At 42.8% G+C, this 15,815-nt stretch carries 11 protein-coding genes; 3 read left to right on the top strand and 8 right to left on the bottom strand.

Annotation, left to right across the window (positions count from 1 at the left end):
* Window positions 1–12: 12 nt before the first annotated feature.
* Window positions 13–2,886, bottom strand: coding sequence for an HD domain-containing protein (locus P7M01_RS00405; protein ID WP_317482715.1), 2,874 nt, complete (start codon window positions 2,884–2,886; stop codon window positions 13–15).
* A 266-nt stretch (window positions 2,887–3,152) separates the two neighbouring features.
* On the opposite strand from P7M01_RS00405, the gene P7M01_RS00400 reads away from it, so the two are divergent.
* The 3 genes from P7M01_RS00400 to P7M01_RS00390 all read left to right on the top strand — a co-directional run bounded on the left by P7M01_RS00400 (window position 3,153) and on the right by P7M01_RS00390 (window position 5,834).
* A complete protein-coding gene (locus P7M01_RS00400; RefSeq protein ID WP_317482714.1) occupies window positions 3,153–4,256 on the top strand; it encodes a Fic family protein in 1,104 nt (367 codons plus the stop codon).
* 23 nt (window positions 4,257–4,279) lie between these two features.
* Window positions 4,280–5,119, top strand: a complete 840-nt coding sequence (locus P7M01_RS00395; protein ID WP_317482713.1) for a DUF72 domain-containing protein — start codon at window positions 4,280–4,282, stop codon at window positions 5,117–5,119.
* 253 nt (window positions 5,120–5,372) lie between these two features.
* The gene (locus tag P7M01_RS00390; RefSeq protein WP_317476780.1) at window positions 5,373–5,834 is read left to right on the top strand and encodes a hypothetical protein; all 462 of its coding nucleotides are present in this window, start codon (window positions 5,373–5,375) and stop codon (window positions 5,832–5,834) included.
* Between the two features lie 61 nt (window positions 5,835–5,895).
* Here P7M01_RS00390 and P7M01_RS00385 read toward each other — a convergent pair whose 3' ends face one another.
* The 7 genes from P7M01_RS00385 to P7M01_RS00355 form a co-directional block, all read right to left on the bottom strand.
* Window positions 5,896–6,624: an ABC transporter ATP-binding protein gene (locus P7M01_RS00385; protein ID WP_317482712.1), complete on the bottom strand. Its 729-nt coding sequence runs from the start codon at window positions 6,622–6,624 to the stop codon at window positions 5,896–5,898.
* The gene (locus P7M01_RS00380) at window positions 6,617–7,597 is read right to left on the bottom strand and encodes a FecCD family ABC transporter permease (protein ID WP_317482711.1); all 981 of its coding nucleotides are present in this window, start codon (window positions 7,595–7,597) and stop codon (window positions 6,617–6,619) included. The genes P7M01_RS00385 and P7M01_RS00380 overlap by 8 nt, the downstream gene beginning before the upstream one ends.
* Entirely contained in the window at window positions 7,590–8,465 is an 876-nt protein-coding gene (locus P7M01_RS00375; RefSeq protein WP_238398861.1) for a helical backbone metal receptor, read from the bottom strand. Before P7M01_RS00375 ends, P7M01_RS00380 begins: the two co-directional genes overlap by 8 nt.
* Window positions 8,466–8,513: 48 nt before the next feature.
* Complete coding sequence (locus P7M01_RS00370) at window positions 8,514–10,436, bottom strand: TonB-dependent receptor plug domain-containing protein (protein ID WP_317482710.1); 1,923 nt, start codon at window positions 10,434–10,436, stop codon at window positions 8,514–8,516.
* Between the two features lie 253 nt (window positions 10,437–10,689).
* On the bottom strand, window positions 10,690–12,456 hold the full coding sequence (cysI, locus tag P7M01_RS00365) for an assimilatory sulfite reductase (NADPH) hemoprotein subunit (RefSeq protein ID WP_317482709.1): 1,767 nt from the start codon (window positions 12,454–12,456) through the stop codon (window positions 10,690–10,692).
* 99 nt (window positions 12,457–12,555) lie between these two features.
* On the bottom strand, window positions 12,556–14,349 hold the full coding sequence (locus P7M01_RS00360) for an assimilatory sulfite reductase (NADPH) flavoprotein subunit (protein WP_317482708.1): 1,794 nt from the start codon (window positions 14,347–14,349) through the stop codon (window positions 12,556–12,558).
* A gap of 111 nt (window positions 14,350–14,460) precedes the next feature.
* Complete coding sequence (locus tag P7M01_RS00355) at window positions 14,461–15,750, bottom strand: sulfate adenylyltransferase subunit 1 (protein WP_317482707.1); 1,290 nt, start codon at window positions 15,748–15,750, stop codon at window positions 14,461–14,463.
* Window positions 15,751–15,815: the final 65 nt, after the last annotated feature.

Below are 15,815 nucleotides of genomic sequence, written 5' to 3'. Positions count from 1 at the left end.
TGTTTTGCTTAATTATTTATCCTCATTTATATCTGAAACTAATATTTTTTTCAATTCTTCAATTAGATCCTTGATTAAGGTACGAATTTCTTCTTTGCTAAGGTGTTCCTGTTTTTTGTTGTTATATATCCAATTTACTAAGCTCTCAGAGTTATCAAAGAATTTTTCATCAATAATATTATGTCTAAAATCAATAGGTAATATCAAAAAATCATCTTTATATGAAGTATATCCAAACATATCACCATAAGAAAAACTTTCAGTTCTTATAGATAATTTTCTATATTTTCCCCAAGCAGGAAAGAATAATCTACACCCTCGTTGATTTGAGTGTTTCTTATTTTTAATGATTTCTATAAAATACTTTTCTGACACAGGAAAAATATCATTCTTATCAAAACTATACTTAAACTTATCAATATTTTGATAGCTATTATCTCCCTTAGTGTCTTCTTTATCAATACAATAAAAAACATTTGATTCCGTAACACTCAATAGTAAAAAGTGTAACAGGTATTTCCTTATGTTATTTTTTATAGTTTGTTCTCCAAGAAATTTACCATTATAATCCCCATCTATAAAAACAATACTTTCTTGACAAGGGTTATTCTTAATTTTATTTATTAGTTCATTTATATTATATGAGCTTTGGTTCCCCACGTCATTAATTTTCCTAATTATGTGTGAGTCTATATCTTCCATATCATCAGATACATAATAATAACTGAGAGCTGCAAAAGGTTTTTGATCAGCCGGAATTTTATTAAAATTTTTCTCAATATAGTTCTTAATAGTCTTATAAATCTTATTGACTGTACCCAAAGAACTAGTAGATAAAATCTTCTCTCTATTATAACTAAGAAATCTATCAGAAGTTTCAGAATAAATATCCACCTTGCAATACATAGATGGAATATTTATTGACAAACCTGAAAATTTCTGACCTCTAAAGAATGTATCTATAAAGCTAGAGAAGTCTCCGAATGAAATATCAAACAACATAATATTTTCTTCCGAATCCCAATAAGCTTTATCTCTATATTTATTAAAACCTTCTTCCTTATAAGAAAGTAGTTCTATTTTAACAGGAGAATTAATATTAAATTCTATTATTTGACCTAAAATAGACATAGTCTCAACAAAGTCTAATCGAAACTCGGAGTTAGTAATATCATATTCCTTAAGTCGATTACTAATCTCTGTATACATATTATTCTGGTGAGAATAACTATAACTCTTGGGAAGTTTTTCCACTTTAATATTAATTTTGAACTCACATCCAAAAGAATTAAACACAGAATAATCTACTTCCTTAATACTAATTCCTTGATATTTATTAAAGTGCATTTCAAAACTTCTTCTATCAATAATTGATGTGCTTGTAATATAAAACTCATCAGCTAATAAAAATGCACTTTGCAGTCCAATACCAAAAGCACCAGACGGTCTAAACCACATTGGCATTTCATTTAATCTTTTTTGTTTCTCACTGTTATATTTAGTACTACCAATATTTAACATAAATTTTAAATCATTAAGACTAATACCTATACCTTTATCTTTAACAGTTAAAACCCAAATATCACTATTAGCTTCTTTAGGTTCAAAATTAACTTGGATTTTATATTTATCTACAAGTTTAAGATAATTTTCATCAATTGGTGAAAGATTAGAAAAATCATATGTATTTTTATTTTCAATCCAAATACGGTGTAGAGTTGAATCAACCGCATTTTGTAATATTTCTCGAATACTATCAAAACGAGAACTATATAAGCCAGAACCTCTGACTAAATTTAACATACTTTCTTTATTAAGCTGAAAAGATGGTTTTTTACCTTCTTCAATAATGATATATGGATGCTGAATAGTTACCTTAGGGCTCATTAAGGTTGGAAGTCTACCAAGTTGTTTACTAGGTACTATTTGATCCCAATGCTGAGTTTGATTATGGTATTCTATTTTTAACCATTCGAACCAATCAAACGCAGCTTCATAAGATTCTGGAGTTGGACAAGTACATTCAACTTCAATTCGTTCTGAATCTAGGCGAAAGTGTTGAACTGAAAGATGTTTATCTCTATGAGCTCGGCTTAATGAAGGTAAATTATGACTACACATAGCCATCATAACTGGACAGAATCGGTTATCGTCAATATCAAGTAGATCCCCCATTCTAAGTAGACACGCAATATATAATGGGTGACAGTCTTCCGTTCCTAACCCTGCTTCTGCCTTAGGAAGCTCTTTTAGTATTTGCTCAAAACTATCTCCGTGAGCTTTACAAATTTTAGCTAAAATATTAAATAAACGTTTTGGAATAAGTTCATTTCTTGAGGAATTTAACCCTATCTCTTCCCATGGATTTCTAACAATATTTGCTGAATTTATAGGGTGTTTACGGCGATACCATTCTGCTAATAGTTGAATATATTGCTGAAAAAAGTCATGAGCCTTTGCTCTTTGAGGTAGAACGGCTTCATCTTGTAGCCATTTTTTAGCAAAAGAAGATAATTCACTCTGTTCATCTAATGATAATTTCTGAACAAAATCATGAAATGAAGGAGAATTCATTTCTTCAATTTGTTTTTGAGTAATGACCATTCCTATATCATGAGAATATGCAGCTTCAAGTATTAGCCACATATCTGTAGCTGTTAAATATTGAATTTTATCTCCCAATAATCGTTCAATATTGATAATAATCTGCTTTGAGTGTGATACATCATGGCGACTATAGTGTGGAAAAATATGGCCAACATTTTGTAAAGCTTTACTAATTAACTCTTTATCAAACCCCCATTGTGAACGGAGATATTGTAGCTGTGGATGTTGCTCGCAAGCCTGTTCAAAGTATTGTTCTAGGCTATTTAATATAGTGTTCATATATTACTCCAAAAGTGATACTAACAACTTGAATTTTTCTACAAGTTTAGATGAGGCCATTTGTCGATGTCAATTTAAGGAATAAAAAAACAAGTGGTCACCTCGCCTAAAAACTTTGCAGAATTCCTCCCCAAATCGACCGCTTGTAAGACATCCCTACATTTTTCTATATTTGCAATCTCCATCGAAAAATCCCTTATTTCCATTCGACAAAACCACGATAAGCGGTTACATTTATCCAAAATATTGCACAACGGAAAAACAGAATGACTAAAGATCCTTTTGAAGAATATATCCGCCATATTGAAGCGGATAAAAAGGAAAAGAGCTATGCTTGGCAAACGGCAATCGGGCTGCAAGAGGTTGATGGATTAAAGCCATCTCAATATTTGATCAGTACTGCGATTAAAAATATTGAAGGTGAGATTTCCATTGATACAGCAGAGCAATGGATTAGCCAATATTATGAAGAAAATCCGTCATTAACCAGCGAGGATCGCACAGAAGAAGCGGACAAAGTTTCGGTGCGTATTGCAAAATTGCTGTCGGAGCCTGCTTTTTCATTTAATGCCAATCAGTATTTAGCCATTCATAAATATCTGTTTAAAGATATTTACTCTCACGCAGGACAAATTCGTACTTATAACATTACTAAAAAAGAGTGGGTGTTAGAGGGCGAAACGGTAGTGTATGGTATGGCATCTGAATTGAAAAATACCTTGGAATATGATTTATCGCAGGAGAAAAATTTTAGTTATCGAGGGCTTTCTCTTGAAGAAATTATGATGCATTTAGCCACATTTATTGCACGTTTATGGCAAATTCACGTTTTTGAAGAGGGCAATACTCGCACCACAGCTGTGTTTTTTATTAAGTATTTAAAAACATTAGGGTTTAATGTTACGAATGATATTTTTGCCGAAAATTCGTGGTATTTCCGCAATGCGTTGGTACGAGCAAATTATAATAATCTCGCCAAAGGGGTTTATGAAACCAATGAATACTTGCTTTTATTTCTGCGTAATTTGTTATTAGGCGAAAACAATCTACTAAGCAATCGCCAGTTGCATATCCATAGCAGTCAATTTTTGGAAAAACAGGATATTGAAAAACAAAAGCAAGACATTGAACATAAAAAACAAGACATTGAACAAAATCCTGACGAAAAAACAAGACATTCAGAGAAAACACAGAAACATATCACCGCACTTTCTCAGATTTTAGCTAATCGTATTTTTTCACGAATAGATGTGGTCAATACCCTTCATCTTTCCGCATCTGCCTCATCGGAATTGATAAAGAAAATGTTAGAAATGAAGGCAATAGAAAAAGTCGCAGGACAAGGTAAAGGGAAATATCGATTTCGATAAATAACAAAAACAAGATATAAAAAATGCACACACCCCACATCTACATCGGCACGGGCGGTTATAGTGATACGGATTTAGTCGGTACGCTCTACCCGTTTGGGACGGACAAAGCGGATTTTTTGTCGGTTTACAGCCAGCATTACGACACCGTTGAAATCAACAGCACCTTTCACGCCCCGATTGGCTATAAGGCGGTGCAAGGTATGTTAGAAAAGGCGGAAGGGCGGTTAAAATTTTCGGTGAAACTGCATCAAGATTTTAGCCATAAACGTACCGCTACCGCCGAGCAAGCACAGGCGTTTTTGGACGCATTACAACCGTTGCGTGATAGCCATTGTTTAGCCAATTTATTTGTGCAATTCCCGACCAGTTTTGAACGTCAGCACGCAAACCGTTACTATCTTGCGGAACTGGTGTCGTGGTTTAGTGATTATCCCCTTGCCATTGAATTTCGTCACACCAGTTGGCATACACAGTCGGTGCTGGATTATTTTCACGGTAAGGAAAATCTGATTTGGTGCAATGTGGATTATCCGCAGAATATCGGTTTGCCTACCTTTCAGTTTTATGCGAACCAACGCACCGCTTACCTGCGATTACACGGTCGTAATCCCCACTGGTGGAAAGCACAATCGGCACAAGAACGTCACGATTATCGCTATAGCGAAACCGAATTACAACAACTAGCGGCATTGTTAAATCAGCGAAAAGCGGAATTTGATCAGCTTTATCTTTATTTTCAAAACACCTCCAACAGCCATTCTTTCTACAATATCGAAAGTCTGAAAGGCTATTTAGCGAACTATGGATTTCAAGTGAAAGAAACACCCGAATGTTTAGCTGGGCAGCAGAGTTTATTTTGACTGACTGCGAGGAGCTTTGCCCATGTTTCGCTTCCTAGCTTAAGCATCTATCATGCCTCCGGCACGAAAACTCAGCTTACTCCGGCGGAGCAACACCACGTATAACCTACGACATAAGCCGTGGGTTATTTGTAAAATAAAGCACAACCAAACAAGTTCAATAACACCGATAAATTTTTTAACTTCTACACTCCCTATAATTTACGCTATCATAGCACCACTCTATTTTCCTATATTTCTCGGAATTTTAATTATGAACAAACTAAAACTCATTTTATTGACATCAACCCTTACCGCGCTATTCGCTTGTGCGCCTAAACCGACCGCGCCGGTGAAAACGGGTTATTTAAAGGATGATATTAGTCCGGCAGAATTACAAAACGCCGCCAACTACAAACGTTATTATTACACTTGTACGAATTTTGAAACGGGCGCAGATTCTTATTTATCTACCTATTTTCCGCTTTCGCGAGAAAGCCGCATGAAGGATAACTTTGGAATTTATTTCCAGTTAGACGGTGACAAAGCCCGGCCGTTTGATCATATTGAAAACAAAGCGCTTAATGCGCAAGCTTCCCGTTTTGAAGTCACATATCGCTCATACCGCCCGATTCAAGGCGATTATATTGATTTAGTTGCGCACGAACACAGTTCGGTTTATTACAAAAATCATCAGGGAATGCGGATGCCTTGGCTGGATTGTCGGGAAAGTTAACTATGATCTAAATCAAAACAGCCGTTTGACAGAAAATCGAACGGCTGTTTTCAGTTTATACTTAAGTCATTTTCTCGATAGCAAAAATTTCTCTCTTTGCCTGATCCATTTTAACTTTCACACCAAACGCCCTGGCCAGATTTTCCGCATTTAATACCGCTTGTGTTGCGCCGTTGGCGAGGATTTTTCCTTTCTCCAACAAAATAATTTCATCACAAAAGCGATAAGCTAAATCCAGATGGTGAATGGCCATCACGCAGGTTTTCTGCGGCGTGAGAGATTTAAGCCGTTCCATCATATCGATTTGATAATAGGGATCGAGCGACGCAATAGGTTCATCGGCGAGCAACAACGGAGCTTGTTTAATGCAGCAACGGGCCAGTTGCACACGGGCTTGTTCGCCGCCTGAAAGTTGTCGGAACGGTTTTTCGAGTAAATGTGAAAGAAAAAACTGCGCGGAAATCGACCGCACTTTTGCCGATTCGTCCTTCGTTGGCGTTGGCAAACCGAGCGCGATGACATCATAAACCGACAAATCCCAATGAATTCGGGTATTTTGAGCGAAGTACGCCAGCCGTTCGCTTTTCTGTTTGGCGCTCATTTCCGATAATTTGCAATGTTCGAGCCAAATCTCACCACTTGCAGGCGGCAAGATCCCCGCAATACCTTTCAATAAAGTGGATTTTCCCGCTCCATTTGCGCCCATAATACCAATGAGTTTGCCTTGTGGAATTCGGCAACTGACATTGGATAAACCGAATGAAAAGCTGACGTTTTCCAGTTTAATCATTTGCCATTCTCCGTTGTTGCGTCAATAAAATCCAAATCAAAAACGGCGCACCGATAATTGCCGTGAGCGTGCCCACATAAATATGGGCAAAAAACGGCAAATACAAAATGCAAAGATCGGCAATCAGCAAAATTAATGCGCCAATTAAACCGCTTGTGAAATAAAGCTGAGAAGGGCGCTTTTTCAGGAGAATACGCGCCAAGTGCGGAGCGATTAAGCCGATAAATCCGATGGTTCCCGTTTGCGGAATGGTGGCGCCGACCAATAACGCCACGCCGAGAGTCGTGATAAAAAAGCTGCGTTTCGGATCAACGCCCATTGTACCGGCGGTTTCTTCGCCAAAGGTGAGCAAATCCAGATAGCGCCGTTGTTGATAAAGACAGAATAAGCCGAACAGCATAATCGGTAATGAAATCAATAAGGTATCTAACTTCGCCCACATTAGCGAACCTTGCAGCCAACGGTAAAGTTCCGCCAACGCCCAAGGGCTTTCGGCATTCGACAGCAACAATGCAATTGCTGAACCGAGCAACATATTGACCGCCACTCCGCTTAAAATCATCATGGTTGTGCCGTGATTTTTGGCAATCAGATACACCAGCAGGAAGCTCAATAACGCCCCCAGCACCCCGCCAATCAGTAAAAAGGTAAAAGGCACGGAAAAATAGTACAGAATAAAAACACTCGCCGTCGTCGCGCCGTTCGCACTGCCGAGCAATCCCGGGCTTGCCAGCGGATTCTGAAAAATCCCCTGCATCGCATTGCCCGCCACCGCCAAACTCGCGCCCGTCAGAACAGCCAGTAAAATACGCGGCAAACGAATGTCCCACAACACCAACGGGCGCATATCGGTGATGATACCTTCGGCATTTTTCAATGCAGAAAAATGGCCAAGATCATGCCAACTTGCCAGGCTGATAATGAAGATCAGCAGAACAAAAAGTGTGCTGTTTAATTTAATGATTTTACTCATTTTTTTCCTTTGACTGTCGATAAATCGCCTCCGCCCCTTGCCAAATGCCGTGATCAAAGCAATAAGTATATTTCATCGGAAGCTCAAAGTGCGGGCGATTTTTAAAGAGTTTTTTCCATAACGGATGAGAAAACAGCTCCGCCCGTTCGTTGTAACCTTGCTTATCCGTTAATGAAATCAGCACGTTCGGCTGGCTTAACAGCACTTTTTCGAGGGAAAAATTCTGCGGCGTTAAGGGCGTTTTCAACGGAGTTAAACCGAGTAATTGCAATAACGTTTGATAGTTGGGTTGCCGCGTGTCCGCCACGCCCGTTTCGGATAAAATCAACGTATCGGTAAGCGGTTGATTTAAATTAGTATTTTGCGATTTTAGAGTTGTAATAAATTGCTCCGCTTTGGCTTGATTATCCGTCAATTTGCCAAGCTGTGAAATCAGTTCGAACAGTTGTGCGGGCGTTTGCGGGCTGTCGTTAATCGGAATAATCCTTACGCCCGATTTTTTAAGATCCGCCGTCAGTTGCGGATAAAAATATTCGTTAATCAGCACGGTTTTATCCAAATACGGCAATAATTGGCTTAACTCCGGCTCAAGCACGGGCTTATCCCGATTGAATTTATCCAACATCATCAAAGGATTTTTAGAATAAGGCGACATTGCCGCAATTTGCTCGGGGCGAGCGAGTTCCGCCAGCAAGCGATCGCTGCAAAGCGTGAGAGAAACAAACTGTTCCTGAGCATAAACCGTACTTGGCAACAAAAGTGCGGTCACAAAAAGCAACGCTTTTTGAACGTTGGCTTTGCCAACGGTGGCGAAGCCATAAGTAATCGCACCGGCGATTACGCATAAAAATTTAAAGGTTTTTTGCATTAAATAATTATAGGTGACAAAACCGGCGGGAATCGCCCCGCCCCAAGATTAAAAACCGCCTTTTAAACCGACGTAAACATGACGGCCTTCTTGACCGTAACCCACGGTATGTTCGTATTTTTTATCAAACACATTGTTTAAATTGGCGTACAGGTTCAAATTTTCCGTAAGTTGATAATTCACTCCAAGATTTAATAAAGTATACGACGGCAATTCAATGCGCGACGACAAATACGTGAATTCGTCATAGTAGCTGTCAAAACGTTTGCCTACGTAAGCAATATTGGCATCGGCGCCCCATTGTTCGGTGAGTTGATATGCGATTCCCGCATTTGCCGTGTGTTTCGGGCGACGAATCAACGCCACACCCTTGCTGTCTTTGGTTTGCATATAAGTATAATTGGCATAAGCGGTGAAGGCATCCGTCAATTTGCCGTTATACGTCACTTCAACGCCTTTAATTTTGGTTGTGCCGTCCACGTTAACCGCGCGGTAAACATAAGGCGCAACGGATTCGGTGCCGATAAAGTTTTTCACCTGCCGCCCGAAATAAGTCACATCAAGACTGTGGCGTTTATCCTGGGATTCAATGAGTAAACCCGCCTCGCCGCCGCGGCTTTTTTCCGCTTGTAAATCGGGATTCGCCAAATATCTGCCGTCGTAACCGTAGTATTCGGTCATTGTCGGATTTTGAATCGCCGAACCGAAGCCGGCGTGCACCTTGAAATTAGGCGATAAACGATAGGCGCCGGCGACGCGCCCAGTGAACGCGTCTTTGTATTCAGAGCTGTCGGTATAACGACCGCTTAAGGTTAAGCTGTGTTCATTTTCGGCGAACAAGCGATATTCCGTCGCCACGCTTTTTTCCGTTAAGCTTTTTTCATTTAAATAAGACGTCGAATCGTATTTTGATTTCTGATATTCGGTTAAAAGACTTAAGCCTTGTTTAATTGCACCTTCGCGATCGAAATTAACGTCTAACTGATAATTCGCATTTAATTTCTTCGCATGATAAGCGCTCATCCACGCGCCGAAGGTATCGCTGTCGGTTTTGATATGACTTACGCCGGCTTTTTGCTTGAATAATTCATCCTCACCGCCAAGATAACCGCTTAATTTTAAAGTGGTTTCACGGGTGCGGGTAAAATCGTCAAACAAGGTTTCCCCCGCAAGGCTATTATCATAATGAGCGGATTGGGTCGAATGCCCGGCTAAAACCTCGACGCCTTTGTCGCTCGCATCATATCCTAACCGAACCGAAGCGTTATCGCGATGAAATTTATCTTTCTCAACGGCGCCTCCAGACGTAATTTTCGCGCCGTTTTCCGCAATATAACGGAAAGTGTCCGAACTATAGGCCGAAATTCCCTGCGTGCGATGGCTATCTCCATGAATCGCATAATAAAAACCGTCGTTATAACCGGATAACGTTGCGGATGCATCTCGCGTACGATGCGAGCCGGTGCCTAAGTCAAAATCAATATTGAACGGTTTATCTTTATACAATCCGGTTTTGGTCGTGATATAAATCACTCCGCCCATGGCATCGCTGCCCCAAAGTGCGGACTGCTCGCCGCGCAAAATTTCGATGCGCTCCACGTTACTCAGACTCAATCCGCCGAAATCAAATCCGTAACCGGTGACGGGATTCATTTTTACGCCGTCGATAATTACTGAAGTATGGTTGGCGTCCGCTCCGCGCAGATAGAAATTAGATAAGGTTCCGCGTCCGCCCGACGCACTGAACGCCACACCCGGCACGGTCTTTAAGACGTCGCTTACGTAAGTTGCATTGCGGTTATCGAAATCTTTTTCGCTGAGCACGGTCACGGATGAGGCGGTTTGATCCTGATTTACCGGTGCGGCATAAGCGGAATAGACGTTTATAGGGGATAAATCGGTTGTCTGTTCCGCAGCGACAGCTCCGGAAGCGATTAACGAGACAGATATAATACTAAGCGCTTTCTGCATAACGGTTCCTTAAAAATAAAAATTTTTGAAATGACGTCCCGAATTCTATACCAAAATTATGATTTCCAAGGTGAATTATTCTCATACAAAACGCTAAAAATTTTCATCCGCTCATTGATTTGTGATTCCGATAAAAAACAAGGAGCAAATGCCGTTATATCCGCATTCGCTCCCTGATTTAACCGGTATTCACAACTTCATTTTTGCTGATAAAGTGCGCCTTCCGACAACCGCTTCATCAGAAAATGTTTTCTTAAGCCGAAACCGTCGGAATTAAATTCGCATCCCAGAAATCCACCACGGCATTGACGACCGGCTTGATAATGCCGGCACGAATGACGAAATCGCCAAAACCTTCGTTAGGTTTGCGTTCCGTCGCCCAGCGACCGATTAAACCGTCTAATTCCGCCAAAATTTCAGGCAACGTGATGTTTTCTTTGTACATACGCGGAATGCGGGTTCCCGGGCGGTCGCCGCCGATATGCAAATTATAACGACCGATAGCTTTACCCACTAAACCGATTTCCGCCAGCATCGCTCGTCCGCAACCGTTCGGGCAGCCGGTAATGCGGGTCACGATGTAATCGTCCGCCACATTGTGTTTCGCCATAATTTTATCCAGTTCGTCGATAAATTCCGGTAGCGCCCGTTCCGATTCCGCCATGGCCAACGGACAAGTCGGAAAGGACACGCAAGACATGGAATTTTCACGCAATTTGGTGATCTTGCCCATTAATCCGTACTGACGGGCGATATCTTCGATTTGCTGTTTGTCTTCTTCCGCCACATTGGCAATGATGATATTTTGGTTCGCGGTAATGCGGAAATCACCTTTATGTACTTTGGCTAGTTCCAGCATACCGGTCATCAACGGTCTGTCCGGTTTGTCCGTAATACGTCCGCTTTCAATGAAACAGGTTAAGTGCCATTTGTTATCAATACCTTTCACCCAGCCGATACGATCGCCGCGTTCGGTAAATTTGAAAGGACGAATCGGTTCGAATTTAAAGCCCATGCGACGTTCCACTTCCTCACGAAAACCGTCTAACGTCATATTTTGCACGGTGTAACGCAAGCGCGCATTTTTGCGATCCGCTCGGTTCCCGAAATCTCGCTGAGTCGTGACAATACATTCCGCCGCTTTCAACGTTTGCTCAACCGGAATATAACCCAATTCCAACGCAATATTCGGATAAGTTTTGGTATTACCGTGTTCAAAGGAAAGACCTCCGCCCACCAGCACGTTAAAGCCGATAAGCTTACCCGCTTTATCCTGAATACCGACAAAGTTCATGTCGTTGCCGTATACGTCCACATCATTGAGCGGCGGCAATACCACCGCCGTTTTATATTTACGCGGCAGATAAGTTTTCCCTAAAATCGGCTCGTCTTCCTGACCTAAGAAACTATCGGAACTTTGCACTTTTTTGCCTGCAATCCACACGTCTAAATAACCGTTGGTTCGCGGCAACAAATGTTCGGAAATTTTCTTCGCCCATTCATAGGCTTCCTGGTGCAATTCCGATTCAATAGGATTGGAAGAACACAATACGTTACGGTTCATATCCGATGCCGTGGCAATCGAATCCAAACCCAATTTATGCAGCAATCGGTGCATTTCCTGCAATTTGGTTTTCGGTACGCCGTGATACTGGAAAGTCTGGCGGTTAGTCAAACGAATTGACTGATAATAGTTGTTATCCCGGGCAAATTTATCAATCTCAATCCATTGTGCCGGCTTAATAATCCCGCCCGGCAAACGGCAACGCAATAACATAAATTTGCGCGGTTCCAGTTTTTCATCCGCACGTTCCGCACGAATATCGCGATCATCCTGTTCATACATGCCGTGGAAACGAATCATCTGGAAATTATCGCCTTTAAATCCGCCGGTGAGTCCGTCTTCCAAATCGTCCAAAATAGTGCCGCGTAAGAAGTTACTTTCGGCCTTCAGACGTTCGTTATCGGAAAGCGGCTGCGCTTTCCATTCCAAGCCTTTTTGTTTAGTTGAATCTGTCATGTTTTCACTCCGAAATTTGATCATCCTTTCGTAGGACGAGCCCGTCCCACCAAATTCATTTTTTAACTGAGCATTGTTTGACGCGCCAACGTCTCCAAACTAATACACATCTCGTTGATAACGCTTGTCTTCGCGTAAACCGTCGAGGAATTCTTCCGCCTCTTCCGCACTTAACTTGCCTTGTTGCGCAATGACGTCTAATAAGGCTTTATCCACGTCTTTCGCCATTCGGCCGGCATCGCCGCATACGTAAATGTAGGCGCCGTCCTGAATCCATTGCCAAATATCGGCGGCATTTTCCCGAATTTTATGCTGTACGTAGATTTTTTCTTTTTGATCCCGCGACCAGGCGAAACTGTATTTATTCAGGAAACCGTCTTTGGCGAATTGCAGCCATTCCGCCTGATATAAGAAATCAAGGGCAAAGTGCTGATTGCCGAAAATCAGCCAGTTTTTACCGTCCGCTTCGTCCGCCGCGCGTTGTTGCAGGAAAGCCCGGAACGGCGCAATACCGGTGCCGGAACCGATCATAATAATCGGTTTGCCGTGATCCTGCGGCAAACGGAAATTATCGTTATGTTCCACAAAAACCCGAACCTGACCGTCTTCTTCCACGCGATCCGCCAAATAACCCGACGCCCCGCCGGAACGGACTTTGCCGTTATGTTCGAAACGTACAACGCCCACGCTTAAATGCACTTCTTCGCCCACTTCCGCCGGCGATGAAGAAATGGAATACAAACGCGGCGTAATCGGACGCAATAAATTCACCAACGCCTCCGGCGCCACCGTTGCCGGAAATTCGTTCAATACATCCACAATCGGCGTACTTTGCACCAACGTCTGCAATTTTTCGGCGTCCTCTACAATAGCATTCAACGCCGCGTTATCGGCAAGTTCCGCATAACCTTTTACAAAAGCCGGCGTGTTTTGCGTCAGTTCCAGTTTGATTTGAAGTGCGGTAGAAATATCGAATAAATTTCCGTCCACGGTGACTTCTTCGTCTCCTTTCAACCCGACCGCCGCCAGAATTTCCGCCGCCAGCGCCGGATCGTTTTCAAAATAGACGCCTAGCACGTCACCGGGCTGATAAGTTAAGCCCGAGCCGGAAAGATCGAATTCCAAATGACGTACGTCTTTTTCCGAACTTTTATCCGTAATCCGTTGATTCGTCATTAATGTCGCCGGAAACGGATTATCCTTGTTATATTGAGATTCGACCGCAGATTTTGCCGTGCCGGCCGAAGAAGCGCCGACCGGCGTTGACGGAGAGGCGGCGGCTTTTTCTTTCACAATAGCCGTAATATCGTCTATCCATTTATCCGCCGTTGCCCGGAAATCCAAATCCGCCAGGCCGACTTCCAATAAACGGCTGCCGCCCAAGGCGGCGAAACGGCTGTCAAAATCTTTGCCCGCCTGACAGAAATTCGGATAAGAGCTGTCGCCCAACCCTAAAACGGCAAATTGCAAACCCTCTAATTTCGGCGCTTTTTTGCCGTTCAGCAGCTTCAGCAATACCACGCCTTCTTCCGGCGCTTCGCCTTCGCCCTGCGTAGAGGAAACCAATAAAACCAGCTTTTCGTCGGCGATATTTTTCGCTTTGTAATCGGTCAACGAGACGCGGTTGACATTTATACCTTCCGCTTTCAGGCGGTCCGCCAGCTTGTTTGCCACGGATTTTGCATTGCCGGTTTGCGAGGCGGAAAGCACCGTGACTTTCAACGGCTCTGCCGTCGGCGCATTAAAAACTTGGTCAAAATTGACCGCACTTTCGGCGCCGGCGCCCTGCGCTTTCGCCCAGGCATAGCCGGAAAGCCACGCCAGCTGAATCGGATTAAGCTTTGCCAGCAACTGTTCGGTTTCCGGCGGTAAAGGATTGGTTGTGTTTGGCATATTGGTGTATTCCCCACAATGTGTTTTGGTTTACTGTTCATTTTTTGCTCGCACAAAAAAATGAACCAAAAAATTCGTCAAAATACTTACAAAAGTGCGGGCGATTTTTGTTTAGTTTTCTAAAATCATGCCGCCGGCAACCGTGTGATAAGTTGCCTCGTCGATTAAGATAAATGCGCCGGCCGCTTTATTTTGCGCGTAAGTGGTGGCGGTGATCGGTTTTTGTAAACTGATGCGAACCTGAGCGATGTCGTTCATTTTTACCTGATCCGCCTCTCTGCTGTTGAGCAAAGTTTTCAGATCTAAAATTTGCTCCACTTCGCTCACTTTAGCGAACACGGTTTGCGTACCTTGTTTGAGCAAATATTTACGCGCCGGGTTAAGCGGGCGTTGGTCGAACCAACAAACGGTGGCGATTAATTGTTTGCTTGAAATCGTCGTTGAATTCGCCGCAACGAAGGTGTCGCCGCGGGAAATGTCAATATCGTCCGCCAGGCGAATAGTGACCTGCTCGCCTACTTTGGCGCTTTGCGCCAAACCGTTCGGCGAATAAATTTCCGTCACGCGACTTTCCAAACCGTTCGGCTCGATACGAATTTTCGCGCCGACCCGGATTTCGCCCGCTTCGATACGACCTTGATAACCGCGGAAATCGTCCGCTTTGTCCTGGTCTAAACGTAATACGAATTGCACCGGAAAATGAAAATCCTCCGCTTTTTCCGATTGTTCGTCGTCAGTCGGTAAGCTTTCTAATATGGCTAATAACGGCTCGCCCCGATACCAAGGCGTGCGGTCGCTTTTATGCACGATATTGTCGCCCTGCAAGGCGGAAACCGGCACGAATAACACCTCTTTTAAACCGAGTTGCTGCGCTAATTTGTCGTAAGCCCGGGTAATCGCATTGAATTTGCCTTCGTCAAAATTCAATAAATCCATTTTGTTTACCGCGACAATCACGTGCGGGCAGCGCAAATGTTTGAGAATGGCGGAATGGCGTTTCGTCTGCGGCAGCAATTCCACTTCCGGACGGCTGAAATCCAGTTGCGTCGCATCGATTAACACCACCGCCGCATTGGCGGTTGAGGCGCCCGTGACCATATTGCGGGTGTATTGCTCGTGTCCCGGCGTGTCGGCGATGATAAATTTACGTTTTGCCGTGGAAAAATAACGATACGCGACGTCAATGGTAATGCCTTGTTCGCGTTCCGCTTCCAGTCCGTCGGTTAAGATAGAAAAATCAATCACTTCACCGTTATTTTTGGATTTGTTCAGGCTGAGTAATTGGTCGCTCAGCAACGCTTTGCTGTCGTATAACAAACGGCCGATTAGGGTACTTTTGCCGTCGTCCACGCTGCCTGCGGTGATGAAGCGAAGAGGTGCATATTGATTTAGGTTGCTCATATTATCTATTCCTTGTGAGGTGAACTTCCGGCTCACCAAAAAACTCTTAAAAAATCGCCCGCACT

Origin of the sequence: Exercitatus varius (genome assembly GCF_029577735.1) — a bacterium.
Classification (GTDB): Bacteria; Pseudomonadota; Gammaproteobacteria; order Enterobacterales; family Pasteurellaceae; genus Exercitatus; species Exercitatus varius.
Note: the sequence above shows the minus strand (reverse complement) of the source record. Positions and strands in the feature narration are given on the sequence as shown.

What these genes read in the sequence shown, in the direction of transcription:
- P7M01_RS00405 (WP_317482715.1), bottom strand. Translation starts at nt 2,886, where the DNA reads ATGAACACTATATTAAATAGCCTAGAACAATACTTTGAACAGGCTTGC.
- P7M01_RS00400 (WP_317482714.1), top strand. Translation starts at nt 3,153, where the DNA reads ATGACTAAAGATCCTTTTGAAGAATATATCCGCCATATTGAAGCGGAT.
- P7M01_RS00395 (WP_317482713.1), top strand. Translation starts at nt 4,280, where the DNA reads ATGCACACACCCCACATCTACATCGGCACGGGCGGTTATAGTGATACG.
- P7M01_RS00390 (WP_317476780.1), top strand. Translation starts at nt 5,373, where the DNA reads ATGAACAAACTAAAACTCATTTTATTGACATCAACCCTTACCGCGCTA.
- P7M01_RS00385 (WP_317482712.1), bottom strand. Translation starts at nt 6,624, where the DNA reads ATGATTAAACTGGAAAACGTCAGCTTTTCATTCGGTTTATCCAATGTC.
- P7M01_RS00380 (WP_317482711.1), bottom strand. Translation starts at nt 7,597, where the DNA reads ATGAGTAAAATCATTAAATTAAACAGCACACTTTTTGTTCTGCTGATC.
- P7M01_RS00375 (WP_238398861.1), bottom strand. Translation starts at nt 8,465, where the DNA reads ATGCAAAAAACCTTTAAATTTTTATGCGTAATCGCCGGTGCGATTACT.
- P7M01_RS00370 (WP_317482710.1), bottom strand. Translation starts at nt 10,436, where the DNA reads ATGCAGAAAGCGCTTAGTATTATATCTGTCTCGTTAATCGCTTCCGGA.
- cysI (WP_317482709.1), bottom strand. Translation starts at nt 12,456, where the DNA reads ATGACAGATTCAACTAAACAAAAAGGCTTGGAATGGAAAGCGCAGCCG.
- P7M01_RS00360 (WP_317482708.1), bottom strand. Translation starts at nt 14,349, where the DNA reads ATGCCAAACACAACCAATCCTTTACCGCCGGAAACCGAACAGTTGCTG.
- P7M01_RS00355 (WP_317482707.1), bottom strand. Translation starts at nt 15,750, where the DNA reads ATGAGCAACCTAAATCAATATGCACCTCTTCGCTTCATCACCGCAGGC.